We start from the raw sequence: 25,373 nt of genomic DNA, 5'->3' as shown, positions 1-25,373 counted from the left end.
CGTGGTCGTGGCGCACCCATGACGAACTTGTCCCATGCGGCTTCCTTCCATTCCAACGAAAGGATCGCACCATCAAACCGTGGGATCAAACACCCAGCTGCAGGCCCGTGTTCTGCAACGATTCCATACTATTGCGAACGGCCAACCGATTATTTCGATAGGCACCCCTTACGCCTGCATGAGCGTAAACGACTCGACCTAATGCGCGGCGGAAAGGCAAATCTTTTTTCTTGAGTGGCCGAAGGCCTTTGACTACAATTGCCAATGCGGGTTCTCATGACTCAGGCAGACGATCTGCTATGTTTGCTTCTGAAACTCGCTACCGATGCATGTGGCAGTTTAGGAGGGAATTATGACGCAGAATACCGCTATTTGCGCTTATGAAAATTCCATCGAGGGCAACTGGACTGCGATCAAAAAGGAGCTCGAAGGCACCTTCGGTCTGAACGCTCTGGTGGATCTGAGCAATCGTAAGAATCTGGCCATATCCCCTTCGGATTGGCAGTCATATTTCGATAGTTTAAAGCTGTCGAAAAGCTCGTTGCGTTTTGTTAAGCCTGACAACGACAATTCAATTGTTGAGATGGCAGAGCACGAAATTGACTACGTTGTGGGCGGGGTTGCCGCTGTGCCGGTTCTTGGGGCTGCAGTTGTCGTGGCGGCAGCAGTAGCGCTCGGCGTGTATGTCTTCGTCGCTGCGAACACATTCGTCAGCGTCAATTCATTTGCTTCCGTTTACGTCTACGTATCGTCTTGAGCGTTTGCTTCAATCAGAATACGTATGAAACGGCTGGCGGCATAGGCGTAATAAGAATTACGCCATGCCACGATTGCATTTCCAAGGGACCTTAAAAGCTAGTATATAGCGGCCAAGCGTTTTCAGCAGACCGCTTCTTAGTTAATTATCCTAATTTGGGAGCGCGTCAGTGACGACCTTTTTTGCCGCAATAGAAATTGCAGTGATGATATTGATCGCCCTGTGGGCGAACAATCGTTTTAAGGACTATGACCGGCTGCCCATGCAATGGGGTGTATCTGGCAAAGCAACTTGGGGCGCGCCACGGAAGCTAGCGTTGGCATTTATGCCTTTACTTGCGACACTAGTGTCAGTGGCATTGGGGTTGGTCGCTAATAGTGCATCCCCTCATCCCGGGCAAGAACAACTCGCCGCCTTGGCAATACCATTAACGTTAGTAACGGCGATATTGTTGCAGTGCATTCACATCTTTGTGCTGGGAATAGCTTTACCCCCTAAACCATAAACCGTGGCGAACGCCTTGTAGCTGGGCTCTGTTGATGTCGGGAAAATAATACCTGTTGGCGAGGACTATTGGCAATTGCCCGCAGGCATGTTGGCTGCGTAGCAGCGATTCGAAAGGTTTATCGAGCATTGGGGTCATTTGTATTCCTAAGAATGCTCGACACAGTTGAAAGCCGTGGCCAAGAATATTTTAGCTATTCGATGAGTATAAAGCAGGGCATACTCCCTAGACAAAGGGCTCGACGTCTTCGGCGTGCAGAGCGCTTACCGAGAAAGCCGGCTTTATAGCTATTTGACGAGGCAGTCTCTGCGGATCAAAAACCGATGACCCGCTAACTTCGTCAACTATAAGCCTAAAAAACATAAACTGCATTGATATGGCCGACCCTTCTCTGCTAATCATTGCGTGGGAGTGCGCGTGCAGTCATCATCAGCATCACTTTTCCGTTCTGAGGTCGCGATCTCGCGATCAGAACGGCTATTCGGCGAAGTGACTGTAATGGTGCCTGCTTCATGGCAAACGATAGGCTTCTTGCTTTTTTTTGCACTGGTTACAGCGATCTGCTTTGCGGCGACAGCGAACTACGCCCGCGTCGAAATCTCGGCCGGCGTAGTAGTACCTACCGCCGGTGTCGTGCCGATCATTCCACAGCGGATGGGTGTAGTCGCGGGAATAGCAGTTCTCGAGGGCCAGAATGTACAGGCAGGACAGCCAGTCGCCTTCATTCGAATGGAGGAAGGTACAATCGTTGGTGGATCTGTTGGTCAACAAATTGAACAGGCGATCGGTCGACAGGACACAACCGTTCTTGCACAGCTGAGGGCGTCCGAACTGTCGGCAGCGGCGGGGCAGCAGCAATTCAGCGCGCAGCGCGCTGGCTTGGAAGCAGAGGTCGCTCAAATCGGGGCGCAGATTGCCTCCCAACAGGTCCTTATCGCAAATGCGAGGCGTGCGTACGACCAAGCTGAGCTGATCGCGGCACGCGGTTTCATTAGTCAGCGTGATCTGGAAGCTCGGCAGGACGCGGTTGTGGGGCGTGAGCAGGCAATGGCCCAGCTCAGCCAGATGCTCGCCGCGAAGAGATCGCAGCTGGCGGAAATCAAGCGAGCAGCTGAGCAGTCCCGTTTTCAGTCTGGTGCGCAAATTGCCGCCTTGGAAAGCTCGCGCGCGCAGATCGCGCAGCAGGCGGCAGCGGCGCGCGGTAACCGGGCCTACGCGATCGTGGCGCCGGTCAGCGGGCGGATCACAGCATTGACTGCCAGGGTCGGACAGCCCGCCACCACCCAAGTTCCCTTGATGACGGTCGTCCCCGCATCTTCCCGCCTCCGCGCCGAACTCGCGGTGCCTAGCGCCGCAATCGGGTTCGTCAAACCACAGCAGGAGGTTCGGCTAGCGATCGACGCCTTTCCCTTTCAGCGGTTTGGAACCGTGCGGGGCCATGTATCGGCGGTGGCAAGCAGCCCCGTCACCCAGCCCGGTGTCAGCGGGGTCGCCGTACCCTTGTATCCCGTGCTGGTCGAACTGGAGGCGACCAGCGTGACGGCCTATGGACACAAGGAGCCTCTCGTGCCCGGCATGACCCTCTCGGCGAGGATTGTAACGCAACGCCAGTCGCTGCTGCGGTGGTTGTTTGATCCGCTGTTCGCCGTTAGTCGTCGTTGATGATCCAAGCATCAGTGCTGGATCTCGGCCTTATCTCGCGGGCGCGGATCAAGCTCATTCGGCAAACGGAGGTGGCCGAATGCGGCCTTGCCGCCCTTACCATGATCGCAGGCTACCACGGACTCGATGTCGACCTCGGCGTGTTGCGACGTCGGTTCGCGCTGTCCCTGCGGGGCGCACCCCTGCGTGCGTTGATGTTGATGGCCGACCGCATCGGGCTCACCGCCCGCGCGGTCAAGCTGCCGCTCGACCAGCTCGGCAGCCTTCATCTCCCGGCGATCCTGCATTGGGATCTGAACCATTACGTAGTCGTGGAGCGCGTGAAGCGTGGTCGGGCGCTGATCCACAATCCGGACGGCCGTTCAAGCTGGATGCCGATTGGGGAAATTTCGCACCATTTTACTGGGGTGGCACTGGAGCTGCGTCCATCGAGTTCATTCGAGCGGGGCCGCCATCGCGAACGGCTGACCCTTGCGCAGATGCGGCAGGGCACTACCGGGTTGAAGCGGGCACTCGTCCAGATACTCGTCCTTAGCTTAATCCTGCAGGCATTCGTACTGGCGTCGCCTTATTACATGCAGATCGCGATTGACGACGCGCTGCCCTCGCTCGACTTGGACCTTCTCACCGTGCTCGCGGTCGGTTTCGGCCTGTTCACCTTGATCAACGTGGCGGCAGGCATCCTGAGGTCCTTTGTGTTGCTCGTGGCCGGCGCGTCCCTCGGGTTTGGTATCTCCGCCAGCGTGGCCCGGCGGCTGTTTCGCTTGCCAGTCGATTGGTACGAGAAACGGCACACCGGGGACGTGCTATCACGCTTCCAGTCGGTGGCACCGATCCAGACGTTGCTGACGCAGGGTGCCGCTGCTGGCGTCATCGACGGCGTGATGGCGCTGCTCACGCTTGTTTTGATGTTTTGGTATAGTTCCGCTCTAGCGCTTATCGCGGTTGCCGCATTCCTGATCTACGCGGTCGTGCGTGCGGTGACGTTCTCTCTGGAGCGCGAAGCCAACGAAGCCTCCATTGTGGCGCACGGCAAGGAGCAGACCACAATGATTGAGACGCTGCGCGGCATAACCACACTGCGTTTGTTTGGGCACGAGACATCACGTCATGCGTACTGGGTGACGCGCTTGGCTGATGCGGTAAATGCGCAGCTGCGCGTCTCTCGGATTGGCGTCTGGCAGTCAAGCAGCAACAGCCTGATCTTCGGCCTCGAAACAGTACTGACGATCTGGCTCGCGATCAGGTTTGTGATCTCCGGGAGCGGCTTCAGCGTCGGCATGGTGTTCGCCTACATTGCCTACAAGCAGCAGTTCCTCACCAAGACGGCGTCGCTGATCGACCAGACCATCGCACTTCGCATGTTAGGGCTTCACCTCGAAAGGCTGTCGGACATCGCTTTAGCCGACGAGGATGCAAGTTTCGGCGACAATCAGGACATTGAAAGCGACCTTCGGGGGCAGGTCGAGCTGCGGGGCGTTATCTATCGCTATGGCCCGACCGATCCGATCATTATCGAGAACGTCAACCTTTTGATCTCGCCAGGCGAGCATGTCGCCATCACAGGCCCTTCAGGAGGTGGCAAGACCACCCTTATTAAATTGATTTTGGGGTTAGTTGAGCCGAGCAGAGGAGAGGTACTCATCGACGGCCAACCCCTGTCGACCTTTGGCCGCCGCAGCTATCACCGGCAGGTAGCGTCGGTTCTGCAGGAAGACAACCTGTTCGCCGGTAGCTTTGCTGAAAACATCGCGCTGTACGACGAGCCGATGGACCTCGAGCGCGTCGTCGCGGCCGCGACCACCGCATCGATCCACGACGAGATCGTGCAGATGCCGATGAAATACGAAACTCTTGTCGGCGACATGGGGTCGACCATCTCAGGCGGACAGAAGCAACGTCTACTGTTGGCAAGGGCGCTTTACCGTAGGCCGAAGCTGCTCGTTATGGACGAGGGTACCGCTCAGCTCGACTCGGGACATGAGCGGGCCATCAATGCCGCCATCGCTAAAATGGGCATAACCCGCATTATTATAGCCCATCGGCAGGAGACGATCAGAATGGCCGACCGCATCCTTATTCTGCGCAATGGAAAGCTCTCGCAGGAGCTGCAATCGGGGGGCTAGCACGCATACGCCGGCGAAAGAAATTTTACGATCGCCATATATCAGGCCCATGACTTTCTCTCCTCGCGCGAACGATGCTCTACCGTTGAGCTGCGTTGAAAATTGGAAGTGGAACGCGATGACCGCCGGGATCGACCAATCGACGTTAGCGCGCCTCTGTGGCACAGGAACCTCGGCCACGACCGGCGGATTTGACGTGATAGTCAGGACCGCCAATGGTGACGTGGCGGCAAGCCACCCGCCCGGCCTCTTCCACGAAGAGGATGCGGTGCGTCGCTACCATATGGGGTGCGTTCAGGGCATGCTATACGGTTTGGTAGCCTACAGCCTTGCCGAAGAAGGCGTAATCGATCCCGACGGCATGGTCGGAAATTACCTTTCCGAACTGGGTCTACAGCCCGGAAGCCCGGGTGCTCACATGCGTGTACGCGACCTCCTGAGCCATTCCGCCGGATACTTTCTGCCGACCGGTAACCAAGCTCAGGCAATTTGGCGCGATTGGTCGAGCTTCACCGCTTTCCTCCACGCCAGCCCCCCCCAGTTTCCAGCGGGAAGGGTGGTCAGCTACGGCGGAGCGGAAGACGGCGTTCTCACGGGTTTGATCCGGCGCGTCACCGGTCGCACGCCCCATGAGGAAGTCCGACTACGCATCCTGGAGCCGGCGGGAGTTCCTGTCACCGCCGGCTACACTTCCTATGATTACCACCCTCTGACGATGACGTTGGGCGACCTGCTCGCGGTGGTCGAGCACCTGCGGACGTCAACTGGGCCATGGGCGACGGGTCGCCTGACACAAGCGCTCCCTCGCGACAGCGTGGCTGTGTACCGCAGCGCACGATCCGTTTCCCCTTTTTTCCCATCCGCGTTCAGTTGGGGTTTTGCCGGATTTGCCGATGGATTGTGGGGGCAGAATGGTCGCACCCACGACTACTGCGTCACCATACGGTTCGATCTGGAATCCGAGTTCATCCTGGCCTTGTCCACCGCCGGAACGGAGTTCCGACGCAACCGCCTAGCTAGGCGGATCACGGATGCGCACGGTCTTCGCGCTGAAGAGGCGGAGAATGCTGCTTTCATCGGCGCGATCCACGAAGTGAAGCGCGACACGATTGCAGGGCTCTATGCCGGCTCAGATGGACTCGCGGCCGAGGTGGCGATGCACGAAGGGGAGCTTCGATGCACGATCACCAAGAACGGCGTGCCGTTGAACGTCCAGCAAGGTTCGATCGATGCCGATGGGGGAATATTGGGATCAAAGAAATGGTGGATGCTCGGTATGGAGTTCTTCCCACATCCGGCTACCAGTTCTCCTTGCCTGATGTTCGGACCCCATGCCTTTGTTCGAACCAATCCGCCTGGGGCATAGCCATGGCCGATCCGTCGCCTGCACGACGTTGACCAGGTCTGCTGCTTCCGCCTCGTCTCTGTCGCGCAAACGGCCAGCTTGACCGGGTGCGGCAATAAGCGTTCACTGTCTTGTACTTTCAGGCAGGATCAGGCCCGCATGGCATCTGAACGATACCGATGTACGGTGGTTGTGCCCACGTTCAACCGGCGTATCCTCTTGGCGCAGACACTCACATACCTGATGGCACAAACGCTTTCCCGGGCCGATTTCGAGGTCGTCGTGGTCGATGACGGCTCCAATGACGGCAGCGACGAAACCGTTTGCGCGTTCGCCGATGATCTTCATGTCCGGTATCTCTGGCAGGAAGATCAGGGTTTCCGCGTTGCAGCGGCACGCAATCTGGGGATTGGGGCCGCCTGTTCGCCGCTTATCGTCTTCATCGACTCAGGAGTGATTGCGCACCCCAACTGTTTGGAACGCCATCTTGCCTCCTATGAAGGGGACCGGCGCTCGGCCGCGATCGGGTATGTCCATGGCATTCACTCGGGCCTCATCGACAGCCCCGCAGGCCCCTTTGTGCGGTCATCCCCCTTCGAGGCTGACAGCTTCCACGGGATCGACGCGCGAGAGGCCATCTACCGTTCATGCGACGACGATCTCTTGTCCTTGCCCGCACCATGGATGTTGTTTTGGACCTGCAACGTCTCCGCACCGACTGCGATGTTGCGAACTGTTGGCGGCTTCGACGAGAATTTTCGTAGCTGGGGCGGGGAAGACGTCGAATTGGCCTATCGCCTCCAGCAGTTCGGCTTGACCCTAAAGCTCGTAAGATCGGCCAGGGCGGCGCACCTCCCACATGAGTTCGCGCCTGAGGAGATGAAAAGGTCTGCACTTGGGAATTACCGTTACTTCGCGCGCAAGCATAGCATACCCATCGAACGGGCTATCATGGGCTCGGTGTGGCGGAACATCTACGAAGCGACGTAGAGATTTACGCTGCACGGCTGCATCGGACAATTTTCGCGTCACAAATGATCGCATGTTGAACGTGAACGGTGAGAATCATTGTGCAACGAGGCGGCCTCGCCGCGCAAATCCGACTGCACACCGTCGCCCGCTGGTAAGGGGCCAAACGGGATCGGTTCCGGCTAAGGGCGAAATGACCCCCGTTTATGATTGATCGCGCTACCATCCTCGGGCTCGTTCCGGACTACCCGCATCCGTCACTGGGTCTGGCCTCTCTCTAGGAACGGGCGTCGGATGAACCTGCCCCTTTATATACCGAGGATTACCTGTAGGCGCTTGCAATCATATCGGCGTCTGCTCGCAAACAGCCTGATTTCCTGCTCACGTTATCTGCCACTGGCGGGGAGCATTCTGCGCGAATTATCTGCCAGTGTGCTCGCCATCATCCGGCGCTGCTTGCAAACGGTATGGCGCGACAATTACGATCAGCGGAGCGCGTCAATTAGGATGAGCGCCTGCGGGCATGGCTTGGTCGGCTAATTGACGGGCTGCGTCAATTGGAAGGTGGAGCTGGGACAGTTTCGTTGGTGGTGAAGTCGGTGACGCGGGCCTGGGCGGTTTTGCGCCGGTAGCTGGCGGTGTTCATCTCGAGAATGATGGCGTGATGGACGAGGCGGTCGATGGCTGCGACGGTCATGGCGGGGTCGGGGAAAATGTCGTCCCAGGCACCGAACGGCTGGTTGGCGGTGATGAGGATGGAGCGGCGTTCGTAGCGGGCGCTGATCAGCTCGAAGAGGACAGACGTCTCCGCCTGGCTTTTCCTGACGTAGGAGAGGTCGTCGAGGATGAGCAGCCGGTACTTGTCGAGCTTTTCGATGGCGGCAGCCAGGCGCAGTTCCTGGCGGGCGGTCTGGAGTTGCTGGACGAGGTCGGTGGTGCGGGCGAACAGGACGCGGTGGCCGGCTTCGACCAGCGCATGGCCGAGTGCGGCGCTCATGTGCGTTTTGCCGACACCTGGCGGGCCGAACAGGAGGATGTTGGTGCCGGTGTCGTGTGGATCGGCGTGGAAAAGGGACCCCGGTAGCGGGGTGATCGGCGTCGAAAAAGGACCCCTCATCCCGGTGGTCTAGGCTGCACGCTTGGCGGTGTGTCAGGCGGCGAGATCGGGATGTTGGTATTGGAGACGGTGTTGAGGATCCGGCGCGAACACGCGGCGGGGAAAGCCATCAAGGCAATCATGCGAGACCTGCATCTGTCTCGCAAAGTAGTGCGCAAGGCGATCCGGTCGCCGGAGGCGGACATGGGCTACCGGCGCGAGGTTCAGCCGCTGCCCAAGCTGGGGCCGTTCCAGGCGCGACTGGACGCGTTGCTGGAGGAGGACGAGGCGCGGCCGCGGCGCGAGAAGCTGCGGCTCACGCGCATCCACGATCTGCTGCTGCGTGAGGGGTTTGACGGCTCGTACGACGCGGTGCGCCGCTATGCAGCGCGCTGGCGGCAGGTTCGGCGTCGCGACGTGATGGATGCGCCGGCGTTCATCCCGCTGCTGTTCCGGCCGGGCGAGGCCTATCAGTTCGACTGGAGCCACGAGGACGTCGAGATCGCGGGCAAGCCGATGCGGGTGAAGGTCGCGCATGTGCGGCTATGCGCGTCACGAACGATGTTTGTGCGAGCCTATCCCCGCGAGACGCAGGAGATGCTGTTCGACGCGCATGCGCAGGCGTTCGCCTTCTTCGGGGGCGTGCCGACACGCGGCATCTACGACAACATGAAGACCGCGGTGACGAGCGTGTTCACCGGCAAGGAGCGGGTCTTCAACCGGCGGTTCCTGGTCATGGCCAGCCACTACATGGTCGAGCCGACGGCATGCTCGCCGGCAGCCGGCTGGGAGAAGGGTCAGGTCGAGAACCAGGTGCAGACTGCACGCGGCCGGTTCTTCCAGCCACGCCTGCGCTTTGCCAGCATGGAGGAGCTGAACGGCTGGCTGGAGGCGGAATGTCGACGCTGGGCGGAGCTGCACCAGCATCCCGAGCAGAAGGAACTGACGGTTGCCCAGGCATGGGCTGTCGAGCGCAGCGTGCTTCAGCCCGTCATTGCGCCCTTCGACGGGTTTCACGAGAGCGAGCACGCGGTAAGCGGCACGTGCCTGATAAACTTCGACCGTAACCGCTACTCGGTCATGGCCAAAGCGGTGCGGCGCGCGGTCCAGGTGCGTGCCTATGCCGACCGCATCGTCGTGCGCTGCGACGGTGAGGTCGTTGCCGACCATCCCCGGTTCTTCGGTCGTGACCGGACCATCTACGACCCGTGGCACTATCTACCGGTGCTGGTGACCAAGCCGGGCGCCCTGCGCAACGGTGCGCCGTTCCAGGGCTGGGAGCTGCCGCCTGCGCTGTCACGACTGCGGCGCAAGCTGGGCGCCGGCGACGATGCCGACCGGCGGTTCGTGCGGGTGCTGGCGGCCGTGCTCGACGACGGGCTGGAGGCGGTGGAAGCAGCCGTGCGCGAGGCGCTGCTGGTCGGCGTCACCAGCGACGACGTCATCCTCAACATCCTGGCCCGCAGGCGAGAACCGCCACGACCGTTGCCCATCGTCACGCCCAAAGACCTGGCGCTTCGCCATCCGCCGCGTGCCGACTGCGGTCGCTACGACAGCCTGCGGGGCCTCCATGCAGCGGCATGAGATGATGACGGCGATGGCGGGGCTTGGCCTCAAGGGCATGGCCGGCGCCTTCGACGAAGCGGTGACCACCGGCCTGCAACGCAAGCGTACGACGATGGAAATCCTGACCGACCTGCTGCGTGCCGAGGCAACCCACCGCCATGCAGCGTCGGTCCGCTACCGGATGTCGGCGGCCAGATTGCCGGCGGTGAAGGACCTCGATGCCTTCGTCTTCGACGGCACGCCCATCAACGAGGGGCTCGTACGCTCGCTACACAGCGGCTCGTTCCTGGCGGGCCAGCGCAACGTCGTGCTGGTCGGTGGAACGGGCACCGGCAAGACGCATCTCGCTAGCGCCATTACAGCCAATGTCGTGCGGGAGGGCGCCCGCGGGCACTATTTCAACACGGTCGATCTGGTGAACCGGCTCGAGGAGGAGAACCGCCTAGGCAAAGCCGGCGCGCTCGCAAAACAGCTCTCCCGCCTCGATGTCGTGGTGCTGGACGAGCTCGGCTATCTGCCCTTCGCCCGCTCAGGCGGTCAACTGCTCTTCCATCTGGTGAGCAAGCTCTACGAACGCACCTCTATCATCGTCACGACGAACCTGGCCTTTGGCGAGTGGCCCACCGTCTTCGGCGACCCCAAGATGACCACCGCGCTACTCGACCGCATTACCCACCATTGCGACATCGTCGAGACCGGCAACGACAGCTGGCGCTTCAAGCATCGCAGCTGACGCCCGGGGCCACCGGCAGAAGACGCTTCGCGCTGGTTGCGCCTTCGGTCGGGCTACGCCCGCCCTACGACGCAACCAGCGCGAACGGCGCGCCCACCATACCCGTCACACTGCTCGACGAAGGGGGTCCCTTTTGGACGCCGATAGGGGGTCCTTTTTGGACGCCGATTGACACCGGTGTCGAGCCAGCTATCGCCGGCGGCCAGCGCATTGATCCGGGCGAGGCTGACCATCGGCATGGCGGCGAAATCGAAGGTGTCGATGGTCTTGCCCGGGGGCAGACGTGCGTCGGCCAAATGACGCGCGGTGCGCCGGTTGGCACGCTCGGCGACCTCGTGCTCGAGGAGCGTGGCGAGCGTCCGTGCGGCGGGCCAGCCCTCGGTATCGGCGGTGTCGCCGATGCTGGTCCACAGCCTGGCGACGGTTGGCAGACGCAACTCGGTGAGGAGCAGCGGCAGGCGGGCGGTGTCGGTGGTGAGGGTCACGCCGCCATCTCCATGCTGGTCGCCGTCAGCAGCCGGTCGTAGCTGTCGGCTCCGGGCATTTCGACATGGACGGACGGGACGCTTGCGCTGGCGGGCATGAAGCGGCCGCACAGATCGGCAAGGTCGGGGAGCTCGCCGTCATCGAGGATGACGTCGAGCGCGCGGGCGAGATCGGCTTCGACGCCCTGGTCGTGAGCGAGTGCGAGCAGGCCGACCATGGTCCGACCCGCGTCCCGCGCGGACCTGACTGCGCTGAGCGCCTCCCATGCTCGCCGATATGCCGGTCGGGGCCAGAGCGCGTCGCGATAGCTGAGCCCGGCGAGCGCGCCTGGTTTGGCGCGCAGCGAGGCGATGACGTGTCGATAGTCGACGACGTGCGTGGTGGTGCGCCCCGCCTTCTTCGACGGCGCCCGACCGCGCGGCAGCGTCACCACCAGTGCTGCACCCAGGAACGCCTCGATGCGCTCGTCATGGACGCGCAGATGCAGGCGATGCCCGATGAGGCGCGAGGGCACGGTGTAGAAGGCGTGGCGGAACGAGAAGCCGGACGAGCTGGTGACCCGCACGCTGGCTTGGTCCCACGTTGCCGGTGATGCAGGCGGCAGCGGCCGCAGGTGCGCCCGCTCGATCTCGATCTCGTCGGCGTGCCGCTTGTTGTGGTCGGCGATGACGCCGCTCACGAAGGTGCGATAGTCGTCGAGAGTGGCAAAGTCCGTCGAGCCGCGCAGCAAGAGCGCCTGCTCAATACGGCTCTTTACATGGCCGTGCCGGCTCTCGATGGAGCCGTTCTCATGCGCGACGCCGCGGTTGTTGCGGGTCGGCACCATGCCGTAATGCGCCGCCAGTGCGGCGAACCGGCGGGTGAGGTCTTCCACGTCGTCGGCACACAGGTTGCGGAACGCGGCCGACAGGCTGTCGGAGCGATGCTCGTGCGGCGCGCCTCCCAGGATGGTCAGCGACCGCGAGAGCCCGGTCGCCAGCGCGGTATAGCTTTCTCCGCCGAGCACGACCTCGGCGTGCTCGAAGCCCGAATACACCAGCGCGAAATGGTAGAGCCGGTGGGCGAGCGGGACGCCCGCGACGTGAACGCCAAGCTCAGCCATATCGGTGAAGTCGGACAGCCCCATCCGACCCGGGCTGTGCGTCTGGGGAAACATGACCTCCTTCTCCGGACCATTTAGCGCCTTCCATGCACGCATGCGCCGCTCCAGCGTGCGCCGGATGGCGGGGGTGATCCGGTCGGGATGACGGCGGTCCAGCTCGCCCAGCACCGTTATCGGCCGCAGGCCGGGCGCCGCTTCGAGCATGGGAACGACGGTTTGGTCCCACAGCCCTTCCAGTGGGTCGATGCGGGTGCGATAATGGCGCGCCTTCTTATGCGCCGACGGTGGTCGAGGGGCACGCTCGATGCGGTGGCCGGTCGCGACGGAGATGCCGGCCATGGCGGCAGCGGTGGTTTGCGGGCGGGTCAGGCGAGCAGTCATGTAGAGCCTCACTTGCTGGTCGTTGATGTGTCTGCCCGGCATCGTCCCGCCCCCTCGCAGAGGCGAAACGCGCTGGGTCCGACCCGCAGGTAAAGCCGAAGCGGTTGGGGGGTCTGCTTCCGCTCGGGCTACGCCCTCCCGGAAGCAGACTCCCCAACCGCTCATCCTAATTGACGCTCAAGCGCTCATCGTAATTGTCGCTGGGTAAAACGGGGCGTTGTGCTCACGCTCCCGGCCAATGGGTTCTCTAAACCCGTCGCCGGCAGGCGCTTTTGCGAGGCGGGTTTCCAAAACAGTTCTGGCAAGCGGCGGGCCGCAGAAATGCGTTGCGGTCATGGCCCGCCGGCAAGGTCGTCAGAAAGGAGGGTTTTTGCAGATCGCTGCAAGTGGCTCATGATGGGCGCGGACTACCCCGCGATGGACAGACCCCATGACCAGGACCGAAATGCTGGCGATCATGAAGCGCCTCAACGCCTATGCCAATGCACTGCTGCTCACCGGCGCATCCGACATCGATCTGCTGGGCGGCATGTTCGACGTCATGCCCGAGTTCAAGACGCTGCTCGATGCCGGATATGGCGGCGAGATCGAGGCGAACGCAGCCCGCTTTCCCGGCCTCCATCGCTACGCCGTCATGCTCTCCAATGTCGCCGAGGGGATCGCGGACGGCTCCATACGCGTGCCGCGCTGACCGGCGCCGCTCCGCTGGCCGATAATGTGAGCACGAAGTTGTAAATGCGAGCAGCGCCGGATGTTGGCGAGCACATTGGCAGATAGGGTGAGCAGAACGCAGCACCCATTGTCGCTTAAATCGAGCAGAAAACAGCCCTGTTGGCGAGCAGAACCCGCCACGTTTGCGAGCGGCTACAATTACCCATCACAGTCGGGTGCCTGCGGCACGCCGCCCAAGGCTATGCAGTTAATGCGCGGGCACCACTCAAGCAGCCGTATCTAAAAGTTAAAAGGATTTACCTTTTAACATCTCTCTTATTTTGACTCGAACTGGATGGTCTATCTTCCGTGGAACCGGATGCATAAAAAATGCAGTAGGGCACTTCATAGCTTTACTCAAATCGCTAACTCGCCAATCTACTTTCCATTTTATCCAATCTAAAGAGCATGGGTTAATTGAAACCTCGCACCCACCCGCCTTTGCCAAAGTCGGAACAAAGATCTCCTCTGAGGCCCATATCCTTGACGTCGCTATTAAATTAGAAAATGATTTTGTTCTCATCAAAGATGCGGTAATAGTTGCCGCATTTTTCCCTATAACTGCTCCCGGCCAAAACGTCCAATATACAAAGCTTCTCATTTGCGGGTCTATTTTAGAGAATAAGTCGAGCCAACGCCGACGTTCTCTATGAGCGCAAATTGCCATGTCAAAACTGTGCTGCGGCCCATGATATATTGGATTAGACGACAATACGCCTATTTCCCCTTTTAAACTACGAGAAATATGTTCAGTATAGCCGCTTCTCAACATGAGTTGATCTGAGTCGACTACTGTAATTATATCATATTCAATATTTTCCAAGTGATAAACACATTCTACAAAGCACTCATGAAGACGCCCCCATTTCATGGGATGCGGCTTTGGACAGATAATAACTTTTTCGGAAATGAGATGCATCAATTCCTTAACGAACGAGGTATTATCGCTCCCATCGTATATTATAATATAAGAAAATTTATCAAAGAAGCGCAAATTTTCTATAAGATCGAAAATACACTCAAGTTCCTCATGAACAAGAACCATATAAACATTTTGCAATTTTTTACACTTCGTCATATTGTAGTCCATACTGCGCAAGGGTCGTGGCGGCGTCACCAACAGCCAGTAACTGATCTAGCAACTCGTACGGTACCGCAGGCTCTTTGTGTCGGGACATATGGGATTTTCTTCTTTCCCATTATGCCCGCCTGCATACCGAATGCCTGACAGTCCCGAAGGATCATAAATCTGGCTGATGTGCGACACCGTAATCCGGAACCGCACCCTCCGCCGCAGCGCTTAAGTCAGGTACCGCGCCATTGCCCCGCATGGATCGATAAACCGTGCCACGCGAGATCCCAAGCTGTCGCGCGATGTGGGCAGGCCTGACGCCTTCGGCCGCCAGCCGGCGGACAGCGTCGGGATCGATGCGGCGTTTGCCGCCCTTGTAGACGCCGCGCGCCTTGGCCGCAGCGATCCCCTCCGCCTGCCGCTCCTTGCGCAGGTTCGTCTCGAACTCGGCGAAGACGCCCAACATGTCGAGGAACGCCTTGCCTGCCGCTGTGCCGGTATCGATCGGTTGCTCGGTGGCTTTAAGCGCCACCCCCCTGCCCTTCAGTTCGTGGACGATATCCTGCAGATCCTTCATCGACCGCGCGAGGCGGTCGATCCGGGTCACGACCAGCGTGTCGCCCGCGCGCAGGAAGTCGAGCAGAATCTGCAACTCGGTGCGGGCACCGCGTTCCGTGCCGGACTTTTTCTCCGAGCGGATCGTCTGGCACCCCGCCGTGCGTAACGCCGCTTCCTGGATTCCTAAGTCCTGATCCGTAGTAGACACGCGCGCATAGCCGAAAAGCGTCATCGAGGCCCTTTCTGTTCGATCAGCCTCTAGACCGTCCAAGCCAACTGTTCAATATCACTGCGAACGACCCTGATCGAACGCCGAAGATGTATCGGCGTCTATGTACCATCACGGTATACCCAAATTGACGCAGATATGCTGACATGCCAATTACGGTTGGCTCTTGCGACGTTTGTGCCATATGCTCCGATGTGGCATGGTGCGATCTAGCACTTATGACTAGGAAGTGACGGTGACTATACAGACGATCGATATCCGAGTGGCCAGCAATGGACGCATGGTCCTGCCAGCATCGGTGCGTAAGGCCATGGGCCTACATGGTGACGCTAAGGTCATCCTGACGATTGAGGACGATGAGGTGCGCCTGTCCCCGATCGGGCACGGCGTATCGCGTGCGCAAGCGCTCTATCGCGAACATGCCAAACATGCGCGGACGACTGATGATTTCCTGAATGACCGGAAAGCAGAAGACGCCGCTGATCTCGGAGAGGCTGCATCAGTCGAAGAGGATCGAAACATACAATGACATCCGTCGTCCTTGATGCATCCGCTGTGCTGGCGCTGGTTCGGGATGAACCTGGTGCCGACAAGGTCGCCCCCCATGTCGGGCGTGCTGCCATCTCGGCGGTCAACCTCCAGGAGGTCATCAAGGAGCTGCTGCTTAGTGAGCTCGACGAGGCTACCACCCGCGAACTGCTGGACGAGCTTCGCCTTGACGTCCGCGCGCACGACGTGGGTGCGGCTTATGCGGCTGCCGGCCTGCACGCCCACACGCGCCAATACGGTCGTGGTCTGGGTGATCGGTCCTGCCTGGCGCTGGCCATGCAACTCGGCGTCCCGGCCCTTACCGCCGATCGCGAATGGAAGAAGGTGAAGGTCAAGGGACTACGGATCGAACTGATACGCTCCTGACTTAACCTGCAGATACCTCTCAGCGCAGCTACCCGAGCAGGAAGTCTATGTCCTCCTGCGTCAGTCCGGCTGAGGTCGCCGCCTCGTCGCTCCACAGTGCGTCGGCGAGTGCGGCCTTGCGGTGTTGTAGATCGAGTATCTTCTCTTCGATCGTGCCACTGGCGATCATGCGGTAGACGAACACCGGCTTGCGCTGGCCGATGCGGTGCGCGCGATCGATCGCCTGCGCCTCCACCGCCGGGTTCCACCATGGATCGTATAGAATTACGGTGTCAGCGGCCGTCAGGTTCAGCCCCGTGCCGCCCGCTTTCAAGCTGACGAGGATCAGCGGTACTTCCCCGGCCTGGAAGCGGGCAACCGGCGTCCGGCGGTCCCTGCTCGTGCCGGTCAGCTCGACCCAGCCGTGACCCAGCCGATCGAGTTCCGGCTTGATAAGATCGAGCATGGACGTGAACTGGCTGAACAGGATGATCCGCCGTCCTTCCGGTATCAGCTCACCCAACAGCTCGATGAGGCGCTCGAGCTTGGCCGAACCCGGCGGCTTCGTGCCGCAATCAGGCAGCAGCCGCGGGTCGCAGCACACCTGCCGCAACCTGGTGAGCGCGGTCAGGACCATGATCTGTGCGCGCATCAGCCCGACACGCGCGATCTCGTCACGCACGCGCTGCTGCATCAGGATGCGTTGGCTCTCGTGCAGCGCCATCTGCGCGGTGGCAGGTACGACCGCGACCTGGATGACGGATTTGGCCGGCAAATCGGGTGCCACGGCGTCCTTGGTCCGGCGCAGCATGAACGGCCTGATCTTTCGTGCCAGTCGGGCGCGCGCCTCGCCGTCAGCGTGCTTCTCGATCGGGGTGCGATACAGCCGCTGGAAGTCGCGCTGCGATCCCAGCAGACCCGGCACCACCAGATCGAACAGCGCCCACGCATCGGTCAGCCGGTTCTCGACCGGCGTGCCGGTCAGCGCGATCCGGCGCTGAGCCTGCAACCGTTTTGCCGCGGCATGGCTGCCGGTACGCGGGTTCTTGAGCACATGCGCCTCGTCGAACACGACGAGTGCGAACGTCTCTCCGGCGAGAATGTCGACATCGCGCACCAGCAGCGGATAGCTGGTCAACACCACGTCGCATCCGCCGATCGGGATAGTCGCATCGTGGCGGCCGGCGCCGTGCCGCACCAGCACCGACAGGCCAGGTGCGAAGCGCGCGATCTCTGCCTGCCAATTGGGCAGCACCGAGGTCGGCGTGACGATCAGTACTGGGCCGGCGTCCTTCGCCTTGCGCGACGCGATATGCGCCAGCGTCTGCACGGTCTTGCCCAGCCCCATGTCATCGGCAAGCAATCCGCCGAAGCCGGCACGGGCCAGCGCTTCCAGCCAGTCGAAGCCGGTCTGCTGATATGGCCGCAGCGTGGCTGTGAACCCCGTCGGCAGCGGCGTCGGCGCAAACCGCAGCTGCGTCAGCTCGCGCGCCAGTTGCCGCAACGCGTCGGCACCGCTCCACGCCAGCGCCGGCGTCGTCGCCTCCAGTTCCCCGAGCAACCCCATGTCGAGCCGCGAGAACCCCGACCGACCGCCAGCTCCGACCGGCGTCGCATCGTTCGCGGCCAATGCGAGCAGCGCCCGCAGCACCGGCAACATCGCGGCAGCCGGCACCGTCACGACCCGCCCGTCACCGAGCGCCACTGGCAGCAGGTCATCCGCGTCGGCAAGGTCGCGGCTCAGCGCGTCGAATTCACCGGCATCGAATGTCGTGAGCATCTGTCGCAGCGCGGGAACGAGGTCGATCCGTGCCCCGTCCACGGTCACGCCCAGTTCGATATCGAACCAGTCGATCCCGGACGGCACCACCTCGGCGGACAGGCCTTCCACCTCGACCGGCAGTACACGCAGCGGAAAGTCTGCCGTGGCCTCGACGCGCCAGCCCTCAGCGCGCAGTGGCTCCGCCTCGTAGATCAGGAACGAGGTGAAGTCCTCTGCCGATGCCGGCAGATCGGGCACCTGGTCCCACCCCTGCCGCGCCACCGGAGCGGCTTCATCAAAGTCGTGAAGCGGCATCAGCCCGGCGAGCATCAGGCGGTTGAACGCCGCGTCCTCCGCATCCTCGTCGCGCGTGAAGCGGATGAGCGCGTCGCCTTCGCGTAGCAGCAACGTCCGATCGTTCGTCACAGGGTCGACGATGATCCCCTTATAGTCGAAGCTCACCCGGGCGAGCGCGCAAGGCACCTGCATGCGACGGTCATAGCCGTAGCGTGAGCGCGACCAGCTTTCGATGGCAACCTTGTCGATGCACAGTGACACGACCGGAACCGGCGCGATCACGCCCAGGTCCCGGATATCGGGGGCGACAGGCGCGGGCACTTCCCCCGGCACCAGATCACTCCAGCGCGCTGCCAGCCCCGCGACCGCTTCCGGGCCGACAGGCGGCAGTCGCAGCAGCTGCTCCGCCATCACCGTGGATACCCCCAGGTCGAGCGGGGTGACCGCCCCGCCGACCGTATCGATCAGGACCGGTGGAGCAGACAGCGCCACCACGCTGTCCGAGCCGATGCCGTCGACCGACAGCCGCATATGACCGAGATCGTCGTGCATCCACGTCAGCCGTGCCGTCGCTGCCGCCTGTGACGACAGCACCGGCCCGCGTGGGTTCTCCCAACGCGATCGACCCGTCGCGATGATGCGTTCGAGCAGGTCGGCGCCCCCTGCCCCGCACAGGCACCCGTCATGATCGGTGTCGCCGAGCCGCTGCTGCAGCCGGCGAACGATCAGGCGATCCTCGTCACTCATATGCGCCGGGCTGCCGTAACCGGGGTAGAGGCTGCCCGCGTACACTTTGGTGCCGCTGCCGGTCGGCTTGCCGCCGACATCGAGCGCAACATCGACCGGCTCGATGATCAGCCGCAGCGCACAACCCGGCGACGTCATCGCTGCCAGCGGCCGCTTCTTGGATAGCCTTGCGGTGCCGGAGACCGCTTGCACCTTCACGACATACAGGATGGCACGAGCGGCCGGATATAGTTCGGTGCCATGCCGTTCGATCAGCGGCTTCATTGCTGCCGCCCATTGCGCCAACGCTGCCGGTAGCGGTTCCACCGTCTGGCGTGGTGCCGCATGATCGACCGGGCTTCTCCTCCAGCCCGACTTCGCGTCGCTGGCATCGTGTCTTGTGGCCGTCTTCGCAGCCTGTAGCGCGAACAGAACCGCCGCGGCATGTTTGCAACCGATCGCGACCGGGCACGTGCAGGATGTCGTGACGCTTGCATCCGGGCGAAAGCGAAGCTCGACAAGGTAAGGGGTGCGCGCCGTCCCCTTCACCGCCGCGGAAACAACCGCCCCGTCCGCGCCGCCTTCCAGCCGGCCGACACGGCCACTCCGCCAATACTCTCGCCCCGCCTCCATCATCCGCGCGTTCGTGATGGCGCGGGATATGATGGCATCTGTAACGCCGGGCAGCATGGTCGACAGATTACCTTGCCCATCGCCGGCGGGCCAGCCGTACGAGCGTGGCGACTTCATGTACGGCGTCGACGGAGTCCTCATCTACCGTCGAAACTCCCATCAGCGGGTGAAGGGGGATCTAAGGCAAGAGGTCATGCGTGATTGACAGCTCAGACCGGAGCGGTTCACCATCACTAGAAAGTAATCCGCCATGGCGGCATCGACGACTAGGGAGACGAGGAAATGGCACGTACGGCGACGAAGCGCGGTAAGGACGAGACAAAGGCTGCCGAAAAGAAAGTCGAGAAGACCGGCAAACCGGCGGGCGGTGCGCGCGGCGGCATAACAGCCCCTGTGACCCCTTCGCCGGAACTGGCCGAGATCGTCGGAAAAAAGGACCTGCCGCGCAGCGAGGTAGTTAGCAACGTCTGGGCATACATCAAGAAGCACGATCTGCAGGACGCCAAGGACCGGCGGCAGATCAACGCCGACGATAATCTGGAGAAGGTGTTCGGCAAGAAATCGGTGAGTATGTTCGAGATGAACAAGCATCTCAGTCGGCACCTTACCACACCAAAGGGCTGATTGGATCACGGCGTCTGGATTGACCCAGATTCGGTCATGGAGAGCCCCATGCTTGCTTCCAGCTTCTTACATCGGTTTGTATTGATAACGGAAGGGAAGCGGCCGCCTTGCCAAACCGGGAAGATGGCTATCTTTAACTCTCATGAAAGCTGCGAACAGCCCACGGCTGGGATTTGCCATGCGGCGGTGACCGGAGCAGATTTTGGAATGTTCACTACGACAGCGGACGTGGTCGCATGACTAACACCTCGGCCGGCCGCAAACGACCAACCCATGGTGGTGTATGCTACCCCGTTGATCTAGGTAGGACGTGCTGATGTTATGGGCGTGGGCGCTTATGCGCTTGCGCTCATGAGGTGCCGCCTCTATCGTTCGCTGCGTTCGACGTGGGGGCCTGATATTGCTTTTGAGCCTCTTCTGTGGCGCTGGTGGCCTAGATCTCGGGTTCGAGAAGGCCGGTTACGATGTCGGCCTCGCCTTCGATCTTCGGAAGGATGCGATTGCGTCCTACAACCGCAATCGTCCTGATCCCGCTCATGGTCATGTGCAGGACGTCTCGAGGCTTACGCTTCCCTTGCTCGACAAATTGCACGGGTCGAAGTTCACGCCGGAGGGTGTCATCGGCGGCCCGCCCTGCCAGAGCTTCAGCCGTGCGAACACCGTGCATCTCGACGCCGATCCGCGGCATTCGCTCCCGCTTGCCTACGCTGACCTCCTCAAGCGCCTTAATAGGCGCAAGCCCGTCAAGTTCTTTGTCATGGAGAACGTCACGGGGCTCATGACCGACCGTCACAAAGATCGGTTGCGACGGATGGAACGCAGGTTCGAGGCGGCGGGCTTCTCAGTCAGCAAGGCGATTCTTCTGGCCACCGACTATGGCACCCCCCAAATAAGGGAGCGACTGTTCGTCGTTGGAGTGAATACTGAGCTGTATGGAGGCGAAACCTGGCAAGCCCCGGATAAAGTGATCGCCGAACCCGGCGTGCTCACGGTGAAGCGGGCCATTGGGCACCTGCCGGACGCGACCAAGTTCGAGAAGCACCTGACCCCGGCCGATATCGCGCACCATCCCAACCATTGGTGCATGCAACCTCGCTCCCAAAAATTTTCGACGGAGGGCGCGCTAACCCCGGGTGATGGTCGAAACCGTAGTTTCAAGACGCTGGCTTGGGAGAAGCCAAGCCTGACCGTTGCCTACGGACACCGCGAAGTGCACATCCACCCCACCTGCACGCGTCGTCTCAGCGTGTATGAAGCGATGCTGTTGCAAGGCTTCCCGGAAAAGTACGTGCTGCAGGGCTCACTATCTTCACAGATCGTGCAGGTGAGCGAGGCAGTGCCGCCTCCGCTCGCCCATGCCGTCGCGGGATCCGTCAAAGAGCTCGTCGGCACTCTCGACGCCGCGCGAGAAGTGAGCCTTTTGAAGGGCGCCCCGGTCCTGAGAGACGCGGCCTAGCCACCGCACTATCGGAACGCAACTATGTCGTCGGTTCAGGCGGCATCGTCCAGGATCAAAGGCCTTACCGGAAGGGTCCGGAGCCACTCCCGCCACTTCGGAATGTCGTAGTTCGCGGCCGACAGCAGCTTCTCCGTGCCGGCGACCGCCTCAGCCCGGATACCCTGGTCCGAAGCGATTGCCTGATCCAAGTCCCACAGCTTCTTGACCCGTGAGACCATCCCAAGCGCGTGGCTCAATTCAACCGTCGGAAGAGGAGTTCCCCCGCCGGCGCTTGGAGCGAGGACGTTGAGACCCTTGGGGGTGATGCGGAACGCCAGCGACAGCATGTCGGGCTCGTCGCCCGACACCTTGTATGCGAACGCGCTGGCGAGCTCGACCTTCGTGCGTATATTCTGCTGAGCATGGTAGAAATGGAGCAGGTATTTGCTGAGGCCAACGGAGAACAGCTTGAGAAATCTGAGGTTCTGAACCGTCCAACACCCCGCCAAGTCGGCCGCGATCGTGGCGACCTCCGCCCCTATACATTCGGCGAGAGGGACCGAGAACTCCTCTTGGTGGACGTCGATGTTTCTCATGATCGCGTACTGCAATTTGGTCGCGGGGTTTCCGAGCAACGCCACGTTTGCACGAGTAGTGATGAACAGTAGCCAGGGTTCCTGGGCCCAAAGCTGGTGTTCGAGGAGCTTTTCAATAGCCTCGAACACCGAGCCTGTGCGTCCTTCGGGCTTGTATCCAAGGTGGTCGCAGGCATCAATGTTGATCACATCGAAGACCCCCCGTTGACGTAGCCGTTCCGCGGCGTGCGTTCCGGGCTGGGCGATGTCCTCGAGCCTGTCGCGGAGTATCTCGGCGCGATCGGAGATGCTGCCGGCCTGACGGAGGGCGGATTCCGCGAGGAGGTATGCACCGGTCAGGTCGACCTCGCCCTTGGCCTGATCCTCGTAACCGGAATCGAAACCGAAGTACTCGATCCTCGTCCCCATTTCTGCGACGGCCTCGGCGAGGACGCGCACATCTAGTAGATCCGCGCCAGGCAGGGTGAAGTAGCGAAGGCGTTCGCGTCCCTGACCTTGGCGATGTTCGGACAGCAGCTTCCTCACCAGATCAGCCCATTGGTAGTCCCGCACGATCTGCTTCACGGGATGGTGCCAAGGAGCGAAACTCGTGCGGTTGGCGGGCGTGGAAACGACAGTCTGCCGCTTATCAGTTCCGCCAAACACCGTATTGACGAAATCCTCCTCCACGTACCCGTCTTCGACGTAGGCCGCCTCGTCGTTTTCCGCAGAGGCAGTCAGAGGTGTTACCTTGATCTCGTCGCCTCCGGCTTCCACAACCGGGTTTCCGCCGGTGCCGCGATCCGGGGCGCTCACTTCTCGGAACTTACGAAGACGGCGAAGATCGCCTCGATGATCTGCTGCTGCTCGTCATACGTCCTGTTTTCGAAGACGTCGTAGGCGGACAGCACCTGCGTCAGCGCGGCGATCTGCCTTTCGCCAGTGGAGCGATCCCCGGGCTTGCCGGCAGGCATGGGCGGCCTGACGATGGCCAGGGCGCCCGCCCCCCTTGCCTGTGCCGCCTGCTGCCGGTTGTCGACCAGAGACACGACGGGAAGCGGACTGCTCCCCTTCCGGGCCTGCCAGACCTGCTCAACCCGCTGGGTAAGCAGGCTACTCGCGGCCTCGGCCTCCCCGGCCTTCCGCACGTCACGCAGCTGCGCCGCCTCATCCTTAAGCCTGTTCGTCAACTGACGAATAGCGCCATGAAACCACAGTGTGACCAGCTGGAGGTGAGGATGCGCGAAGTTGAACGATTCGCGGTCGATGTTGAGTGCAGCGTCGAGGCCACGCTCAACGAAAAGCTCGGAGGTGATCTGGCGCAACCGCGTCTGCTCCGAGACCTGGTATTTGAAGAACGTCTGGTCAAAGAGGGCCCCGCTAGCTCCCCTGATCCTCACGAGGACGCCGTTGTTCTCCTTCGGGATCACCCGACCCGTCCAGAAGAGATATGCGTCTAGGGAGAGCTCGCCGCCACGCTGCTGTAGCGGAACCCTAGTCAAGTCTGGCTCGTAGTGACCGACGAAAAGGACGGCCTGCTCCAGGCTCTTGGCGTCCGCCTTGTAATATTTGAACCGTATCGGCCGCTTCAGGAGGACGCCGTCGATGAGCACTTGGAAGCCGCCTGCCGGGTCGAGCCCCGCCTCCAGCTCAGGGTTGCCGGCCACCTGCTGGCGCACCGCCTCCCGCACGGTTTGGCCGGGATCAAGCCTGAGTGGCTGGCCGCGTCCTCGCTCCTTGGTGATCCAGAACGGCGCGACGTTGTCGTCCGCCGTGAGGTCGAAGGGATGTTTGTCGACGTATGGCACAGGAGCCGAGAGACCAAGGCTCCAGATCATCTCGAGGTATGTGTCGAGCGTATTCGCGAGATCGGGCCGGTCGAGCCGTGAGAACTCTCCTTCCACGGCGTCTATGAGCTTGGCCATCCGGACGTCGGCGGGATCCTGGATGCTCCAAGGCAGCTTCGGCTCCCGTGATAAGAGCACCGGACTATTCGACGGATCCGTGATCTTCTCAATGAAGCCCGAGTGGTAAGTCGGTGCTTCGGCTCGCATGCTCGTCCAGGTGTCAAGGTCGCCGGCCGCGAGGGCCGCGTCGCGTTCGGCAACCGCCTGCCAGCGCTCCGCGCTGCGAAGGATGTCGCGGACCAGCGGCTTGACATCGTCCAGAATGATGTCGGTGCCATGGGCGTCTATATCACCCGTATGTTCGCGCCGTATGAAGACGTCGCCGCTGATGTAATCGTCGCTTTCCTCGGCCTCGACCTGATTTCCGCCATCGTCCGAGTAGGCGCGTAGCTTGATCTCGGCGAGCAGACGGTAAGGCTCGCCCTTCACCTTGGTGATGATCTGGAAGCGCCGGGACAGCTGGCTAATCGAGAAGAGGCCGATCCCGATCTTGCCGATCAGCGGTCTGCCGGCCGGCGTGCGGTCCTTGTCGGCGGCGTTCGTGATCCCGAGGTCGACGCCCTCCTTGCGCCGCTTTGCACTGCCTCCGATGTTCTTCAGCAGTCGCGTCAGTGTTCCGTGCGACATGCCGAGGCCGTTGTCGCGGACGTAGATGCGGGAGAAGCGAGGGGCGTCGGTCAGGATCGTGACGCTCGATGCATCGGCGTCCCAGGCATTTGATATGAGTTCGCGCAGAGCAGAAGCGGGCTGACGGTAGATGCCATCGGTGACGCGTGCGATGACTCTGTCGCTCGCCTCGAGCTTCGTCTGCACGACCTGACCCTCGTTGGCGGGATCGCCCAGCCAACTGTCGAGTTCCTCCGCTTGTCGTACAAGAACTGGTTCGCTCACATCGCCCCCTGAGCCGAGTCACCGTCTTATACGGCGATGGCCATCATAGCCAAGGGTATCGTGATCGACGCGTCTAGTTCATGCGGCTCGAAGCTGGGCCGAGCAAGTCAGTCAATCTAATCTGCAGAACGGCGGGGTGTTCGTCTCGCAGGACCTGACGATGAGGACGTGGCAACCCGCTTTCACCCACCTGCTGACGTCGCAGGCCAGCGACCGGCAAATGAACTCACGGCAGCTAACCCCGGTCTGCTCTCGGAGAGCTGCCTATCCGATATTTACCAGAAATGCAGCCGTTCCGCTTCAAGGTTTAGGCCCCCTACCCTGCCTT

20 protein-coding genes and 2 pseudogenes are annotated in these 25,373 nt (G+C 61.3%); 13 read left to right on the top strand and 9 right to left on the bottom strand.

Annotation, left to right across the window (positions count from 1 at the left end; genetic code table 11):
• The first annotated feature begins 352 nt into the window (after window positions 1-352).
• From AC07U4_RS23100 to AC07U4_RS23075, 6 genes are all read left to right on the top strand, one after another.
• Window positions 353-757, top strand: a complete 405-nt coding sequence (locus AC07U4_RS23100) for a hypothetical protein (protein ID WP_495197294.1) — start codon at window positions 353-355, stop codon at window positions 755-757.
• A gap of 169 nt (window positions 758-926) precedes the next feature.
• Window positions 927-1,262, top strand: a complete 336-nt coding sequence (locus AC07U4_RS23095; RefSeq protein ID WP_495197293.1) for a hypothetical protein — start codon at window positions 927-929, stop codon at window positions 1,260-1,262.
• Window positions 1,263-1,760: 498 nt separating this feature from the next.
• Window positions 1,761-2,924: an HlyD family secretion protein gene (locus AC07U4_RS23090; protein ID WP_495197292.1), complete on the top strand. Its 1,164-nt coding sequence runs from the start codon at window positions 1,761-1,763 to the stop codon at window positions 2,922-2,924.
• Window positions 2,924-5,050, top strand: coding sequence for a peptidase domain-containing ABC transporter (locus tag AC07U4_RS23085; RefSeq protein WP_495197291.1), 2,127 nt, complete (start codon window positions 2,924-2,926; stop codon window positions 5,048-5,050). Before AC07U4_RS23090 ends, AC07U4_RS23085 begins: the two co-directional genes overlap by 1 nt.
• Window positions 5,051-5,168: 118 nt before the next feature.
• A complete protein-coding gene (locus AC07U4_RS23080) occupies window positions 5,169-6,416 on the top strand; it encodes a serine hydrolase domain-containing protein (protein WP_495197290.1) in 1,248 nt (415 codons plus the stop codon).
• Between the two features lie 138 nt (window positions 6,417-6,554).
• Entirely contained in the window at window positions 6,555-7,385 is an 831-nt protein-coding gene (locus tag AC07U4_RS23075) for a glycosyltransferase (RefSeq protein ID WP_495197289.1), read from the top strand.
• Window positions 7,386-7,917: 532 nt separating this feature from the next.
• Here the strand turns inward: AC07U4_RS23075 and istB (AC07U4_RS23070) are convergent.
• Window positions 7,918-8,415, bottom strand: a pseudogene (gene istB, locus AC07U4_RS23070) (IS21-like element helper ATPase IstB); the annotation flags it as partial.
• 117 nt (window positions 8,416-8,532) lie between these two features.
• On the opposite strand from istB (AC07U4_RS23070), the gene istA (AC07U4_RS23065) reads away from it, so the two are divergent.
• Together istA (AC07U4_RS23065) and istB (AC07U4_RS23060) are read left to right on the top strand one after the other, a co-directional pair.
• Window positions 8,533-10,044, top strand: coding sequence for an IS21 family transposase (istA, locus tag AC07U4_RS23065; RefSeq protein WP_495197288.1), 1,512 nt, complete (start codon window positions 8,533-8,535; stop codon window positions 10,042-10,044).
• A complete protein-coding gene (istB, locus tag AC07U4_RS23060) occupies window positions 10,031-10,759 on the top strand; it encodes an IS21-like element helper ATPase IstB (protein ID WP_495197287.1) in 729 nt (242 codons plus the stop codon). The genes istA (AC07U4_RS23065) and istB (AC07U4_RS23060) overlap by 14 nt, the downstream gene beginning before the upstream one ends.
• 53 nt (window positions 10,760-10,812) lie before the next feature.
• Here the strand turns inward: istB (AC07U4_RS23060) and AC07U4_RS23055 are convergent, their stop codons facing one another.
• The gene (locus AC07U4_RS23055; protein WP_495197286.1) at window positions 10,813-11,244 is read right to left on the bottom strand and encodes an ATP-binding protein; all 432 of its coding nucleotides are present in this window, start codon (window positions 11,242-11,244) and stop codon (window positions 10,813-10,815) included.
• Complete coding sequence (gene istA / locus AC07U4_RS23050) at window positions 11,241-12,770, bottom strand: IS21 family transposase (RefSeq protein ID WP_495197285.1); 1,530 nt, start codon at window positions 12,768-12,770, stop codon at window positions 11,241-11,243. The genes AC07U4_RS23055 and istA (AC07U4_RS23050) overlap by 4 nt, the downstream gene beginning before the upstream one ends.
• Before the next feature lie 388 nt (window positions 12,771-13,158).
• On the opposite strand from istA (AC07U4_RS23050), the gene AC07U4_RS23045 reads away from it, so the two are divergent.
• Window positions 13,159-13,419 (top strand): arylsulfatase regulator, encoded by a 261-nt coding sequence (locus AC07U4_RS23045; protein ID WP_495197284.1) that lies wholly within the window; start codon window positions 13,159-13,161, stop codon window positions 13,417-13,419.
• Between the two features lie 267 nt (window positions 13,420-13,686).
• On the opposite strand, the gene AC07U4_RS23040 is transcribed toward AC07U4_RS23045, so the two are convergent.
• Window positions 13,687-14,517: a hypothetical protein gene (locus AC07U4_RS23040; RefSeq protein WP_495197296.1), complete on the bottom strand. Its 831-nt coding sequence runs from the start codon at window positions 14,515-14,517 to the stop codon at window positions 13,687-13,689.
• Between the two features lie 163 nt (window positions 14,518-14,680).
• On the bottom strand, window positions 14,681-15,301 hold the full coding sequence (locus AC07U4_RS23035) for a recombinase family protein (protein WP_495197283.1): 621 nt from the start codon (window positions 15,299-15,301) through the stop codon (window positions 14,681-14,683).
• Between the two features lie 232 nt (window positions 15,302-15,533).
• Between AC07U4_RS23035 and AC07U4_RS23030 the strand changes: the two genes are divergently transcribed.
• On the top strand, window positions 15,534-15,827 hold the full coding sequence (locus AC07U4_RS23030; protein WP_495197282.1) for an AbrB/MazE/SpoVT family DNA-binding domain-containing protein: 294 nt from the start codon (window positions 15,534-15,536) through the stop codon (window positions 15,825-15,827).
• Window positions 15,824-16,213, top strand: coding sequence for a type II toxin-antitoxin system VapC family toxin (locus tag AC07U4_RS23025; RefSeq protein WP_495197281.1), 390 nt, complete (start codon window positions 15,824-15,826; stop codon window positions 16,211-16,213). Before AC07U4_RS23030 ends, AC07U4_RS23025 begins: the two co-directional genes overlap by 4 nt.
• 28 nt (window positions 16,214-16,241) lie before the next feature.
• Here AC07U4_RS23025 and AC07U4_RS23020 read toward each other — a convergent pair whose 3' ends face one another.
• Window positions 16,242-19,262 carry a DEAD/DEAH box helicase gene (locus AC07U4_RS23020; protein WP_495197295.1) on the bottom strand — a complete coding sequence of 1,007 codons (3,021 nt, stop codon included), beginning with the start codon at window positions 19,260-19,262 and terminating at the stop codon, window positions 16,242-16,244.
• A 147-nt stretch (window positions 19,263-19,409) separates the two neighbouring features.
• A pseudogene (locus tag AC07U4_RS23015) lies at window positions 19,410-19,610 on the bottom strand (SWIM zinc finger family protein); the annotation flags it as partial.
• A 282-nt stretch (window positions 19,611-19,892) separates the two neighbouring features.
• Here AC07U4_RS23015 and AC07U4_RS23010 point away from each other — a divergent pair.
• Together AC07U4_RS23010 and AC07U4_RS23005 are read left to right on the top strand one after the other, a co-directional pair.
• Window positions 19,893-20,234 carry an SWIB/MDM2 domain-containing protein gene (locus AC07U4_RS23010; protein ID WP_495197280.1) on the top strand — a complete coding sequence of 114 codons (342 nt, stop codon included), beginning with the start codon at window positions 19,893-19,895 and terminating at the stop codon, window positions 20,232-20,234.
• A gap of 400 nt (window positions 20,235-20,634) precedes the next feature.
• Window positions 20,635-21,690, top strand: coding sequence for a DNA cytosine methyltransferase (locus AC07U4_RS23005; protein ID WP_495197279.1), 1,056 nt, complete (start codon window positions 20,635-20,637; stop codon window positions 21,688-21,690).
• A gap of 35 nt (window positions 21,691-21,725) precedes the next feature.
• Here AC07U4_RS23005 and AC07U4_RS23000 read toward each other — a convergent pair whose 3' ends face one another.
• Window positions 21,726-23,063 carry a PP_RS20740 family protein gene (locus tag AC07U4_RS23000; protein ID WP_495197278.1) on the bottom strand — a complete coding sequence of 446 codons (1,338 nt, stop codon included), beginning with the start codon at window positions 23,061-23,063 and terminating at the stop codon, window positions 21,726-21,728.
• Window positions 23,060-25,045 (bottom strand): ATP-binding protein, encoded by a 1,986-nt coding sequence (locus AC07U4_RS22995; RefSeq protein WP_495197277.1) that lies wholly within the window; start codon window positions 25,043-25,045, stop codon window positions 23,060-23,062. Before AC07U4_RS22995 ends, AC07U4_RS23000 begins: the two co-directional genes overlap by 4 nt.
• Between the last annotated feature and the right edge of the window lie 328 nt (window positions 25,046-25,373).

It is taken from the genome of Sphingomonas sp. GW821-FHT02B09, from assembly GCF_059421875.1.
The sequence above is the reverse complement of the archived record's forward strand: the minus strand, read 5'-3'. Positions and strand labels throughout refer to the sequence as shown.

What these genes read in the sequence shown, in the direction of transcription:
- AC07U4_RS23100 (WP_495197294.1), top strand. Translation starts at nt 353, where the DNA reads ATGACGCAGAATACCGCTATTTGCGCTTATGAAAATTCCATCGAGGGC.
- AC07U4_RS23090 (WP_495197292.1), top strand. Translation starts at nt 1,761, where the DNA reads ATGGTGCCTGCTTCATGGCAAACGATAGGCTTCTTGCTTTTTTTTGCA.
- AC07U4_RS23085 (WP_495197291.1), top strand. Translation starts at nt 2,924, where the DNA reads ATGATCCAAGCATCAGTGCTGGATCTCGGCCTTATCTCGCGGGCGCGG.
- AC07U4_RS23080 (WP_495197290.1), top strand. Translation starts at nt 5,169, where the DNA reads ATGACCGCCGGGATCGACCAATCGACGTTAGCGCGCCTCTGTGGCACA.
- AC07U4_RS23075 (WP_495197289.1), top strand. Translation starts at nt 6,555, where the DNA reads ATGGCATCTGAACGATACCGATGTACGGTGGTTGTGCCCACGTTCAAC.
- istA (WP_495197288.1), top strand. Translation starts at nt 8,533, where the DNA reads ATGTTGGTATTGGAGACGGTGTTGAGGATCCGGCGCGAACACGCGGCG.
- istB (WP_495197287.1), top strand. Translation starts at nt 10,031, where the DNA reads ATGCAGCGGCATGAGATGATGACGGCGATGGCGGGGCTTGGCCTCAAG.
- istA (WP_495197285.1), bottom strand. Translation starts at nt 12,770, where the DNA reads ATGCCGGGCAGACACATCAACGACCAGCAAGTGAGGCTCTACATGACT.
- AC07U4_RS23045 (WP_495197284.1), top strand. Translation starts at nt 13,159, where the DNA reads ATGACCAGGACCGAAATGCTGGCGATCATGAAGCGCCTCAACGCCTAT.
- AC07U4_RS23040 (WP_495197296.1), bottom strand. Translation starts at nt 14,517, where the DNA reads ATGACGAAGTGTAAAAAATTGCAAAATGTTTATATGGTTCTTGTTCAT.
- AC07U4_RS23035 (WP_495197283.1), bottom strand. Translation starts at nt 15,301, where the DNA reads ATGACGCTTTTCGGCTATGCGCGCGTGTCTACTACGGATCAGGACTTA.
- AC07U4_RS23025 (WP_495197281.1), top strand. Translation starts at nt 15,824, where the DNA reads ATGACATCCGTCGTCCTTGATGCATCCGCTGTGCTGGCGCTGGTTCGG.
- AC07U4_RS23020 (WP_495197295.1), bottom strand. Translation starts at nt 19,262, where the DNA reads ATGAAGCCGCTGATCGAACGGCATGGCACCGAACTATATCCGGCCGCT.
- AC07U4_RS23010 (WP_495197280.1), top strand. Translation starts at nt 19,893, where the DNA reads ATGGCACGTACGGCGACGAAGCGCGGTAAGGACGAGACAAAGGCTGCC.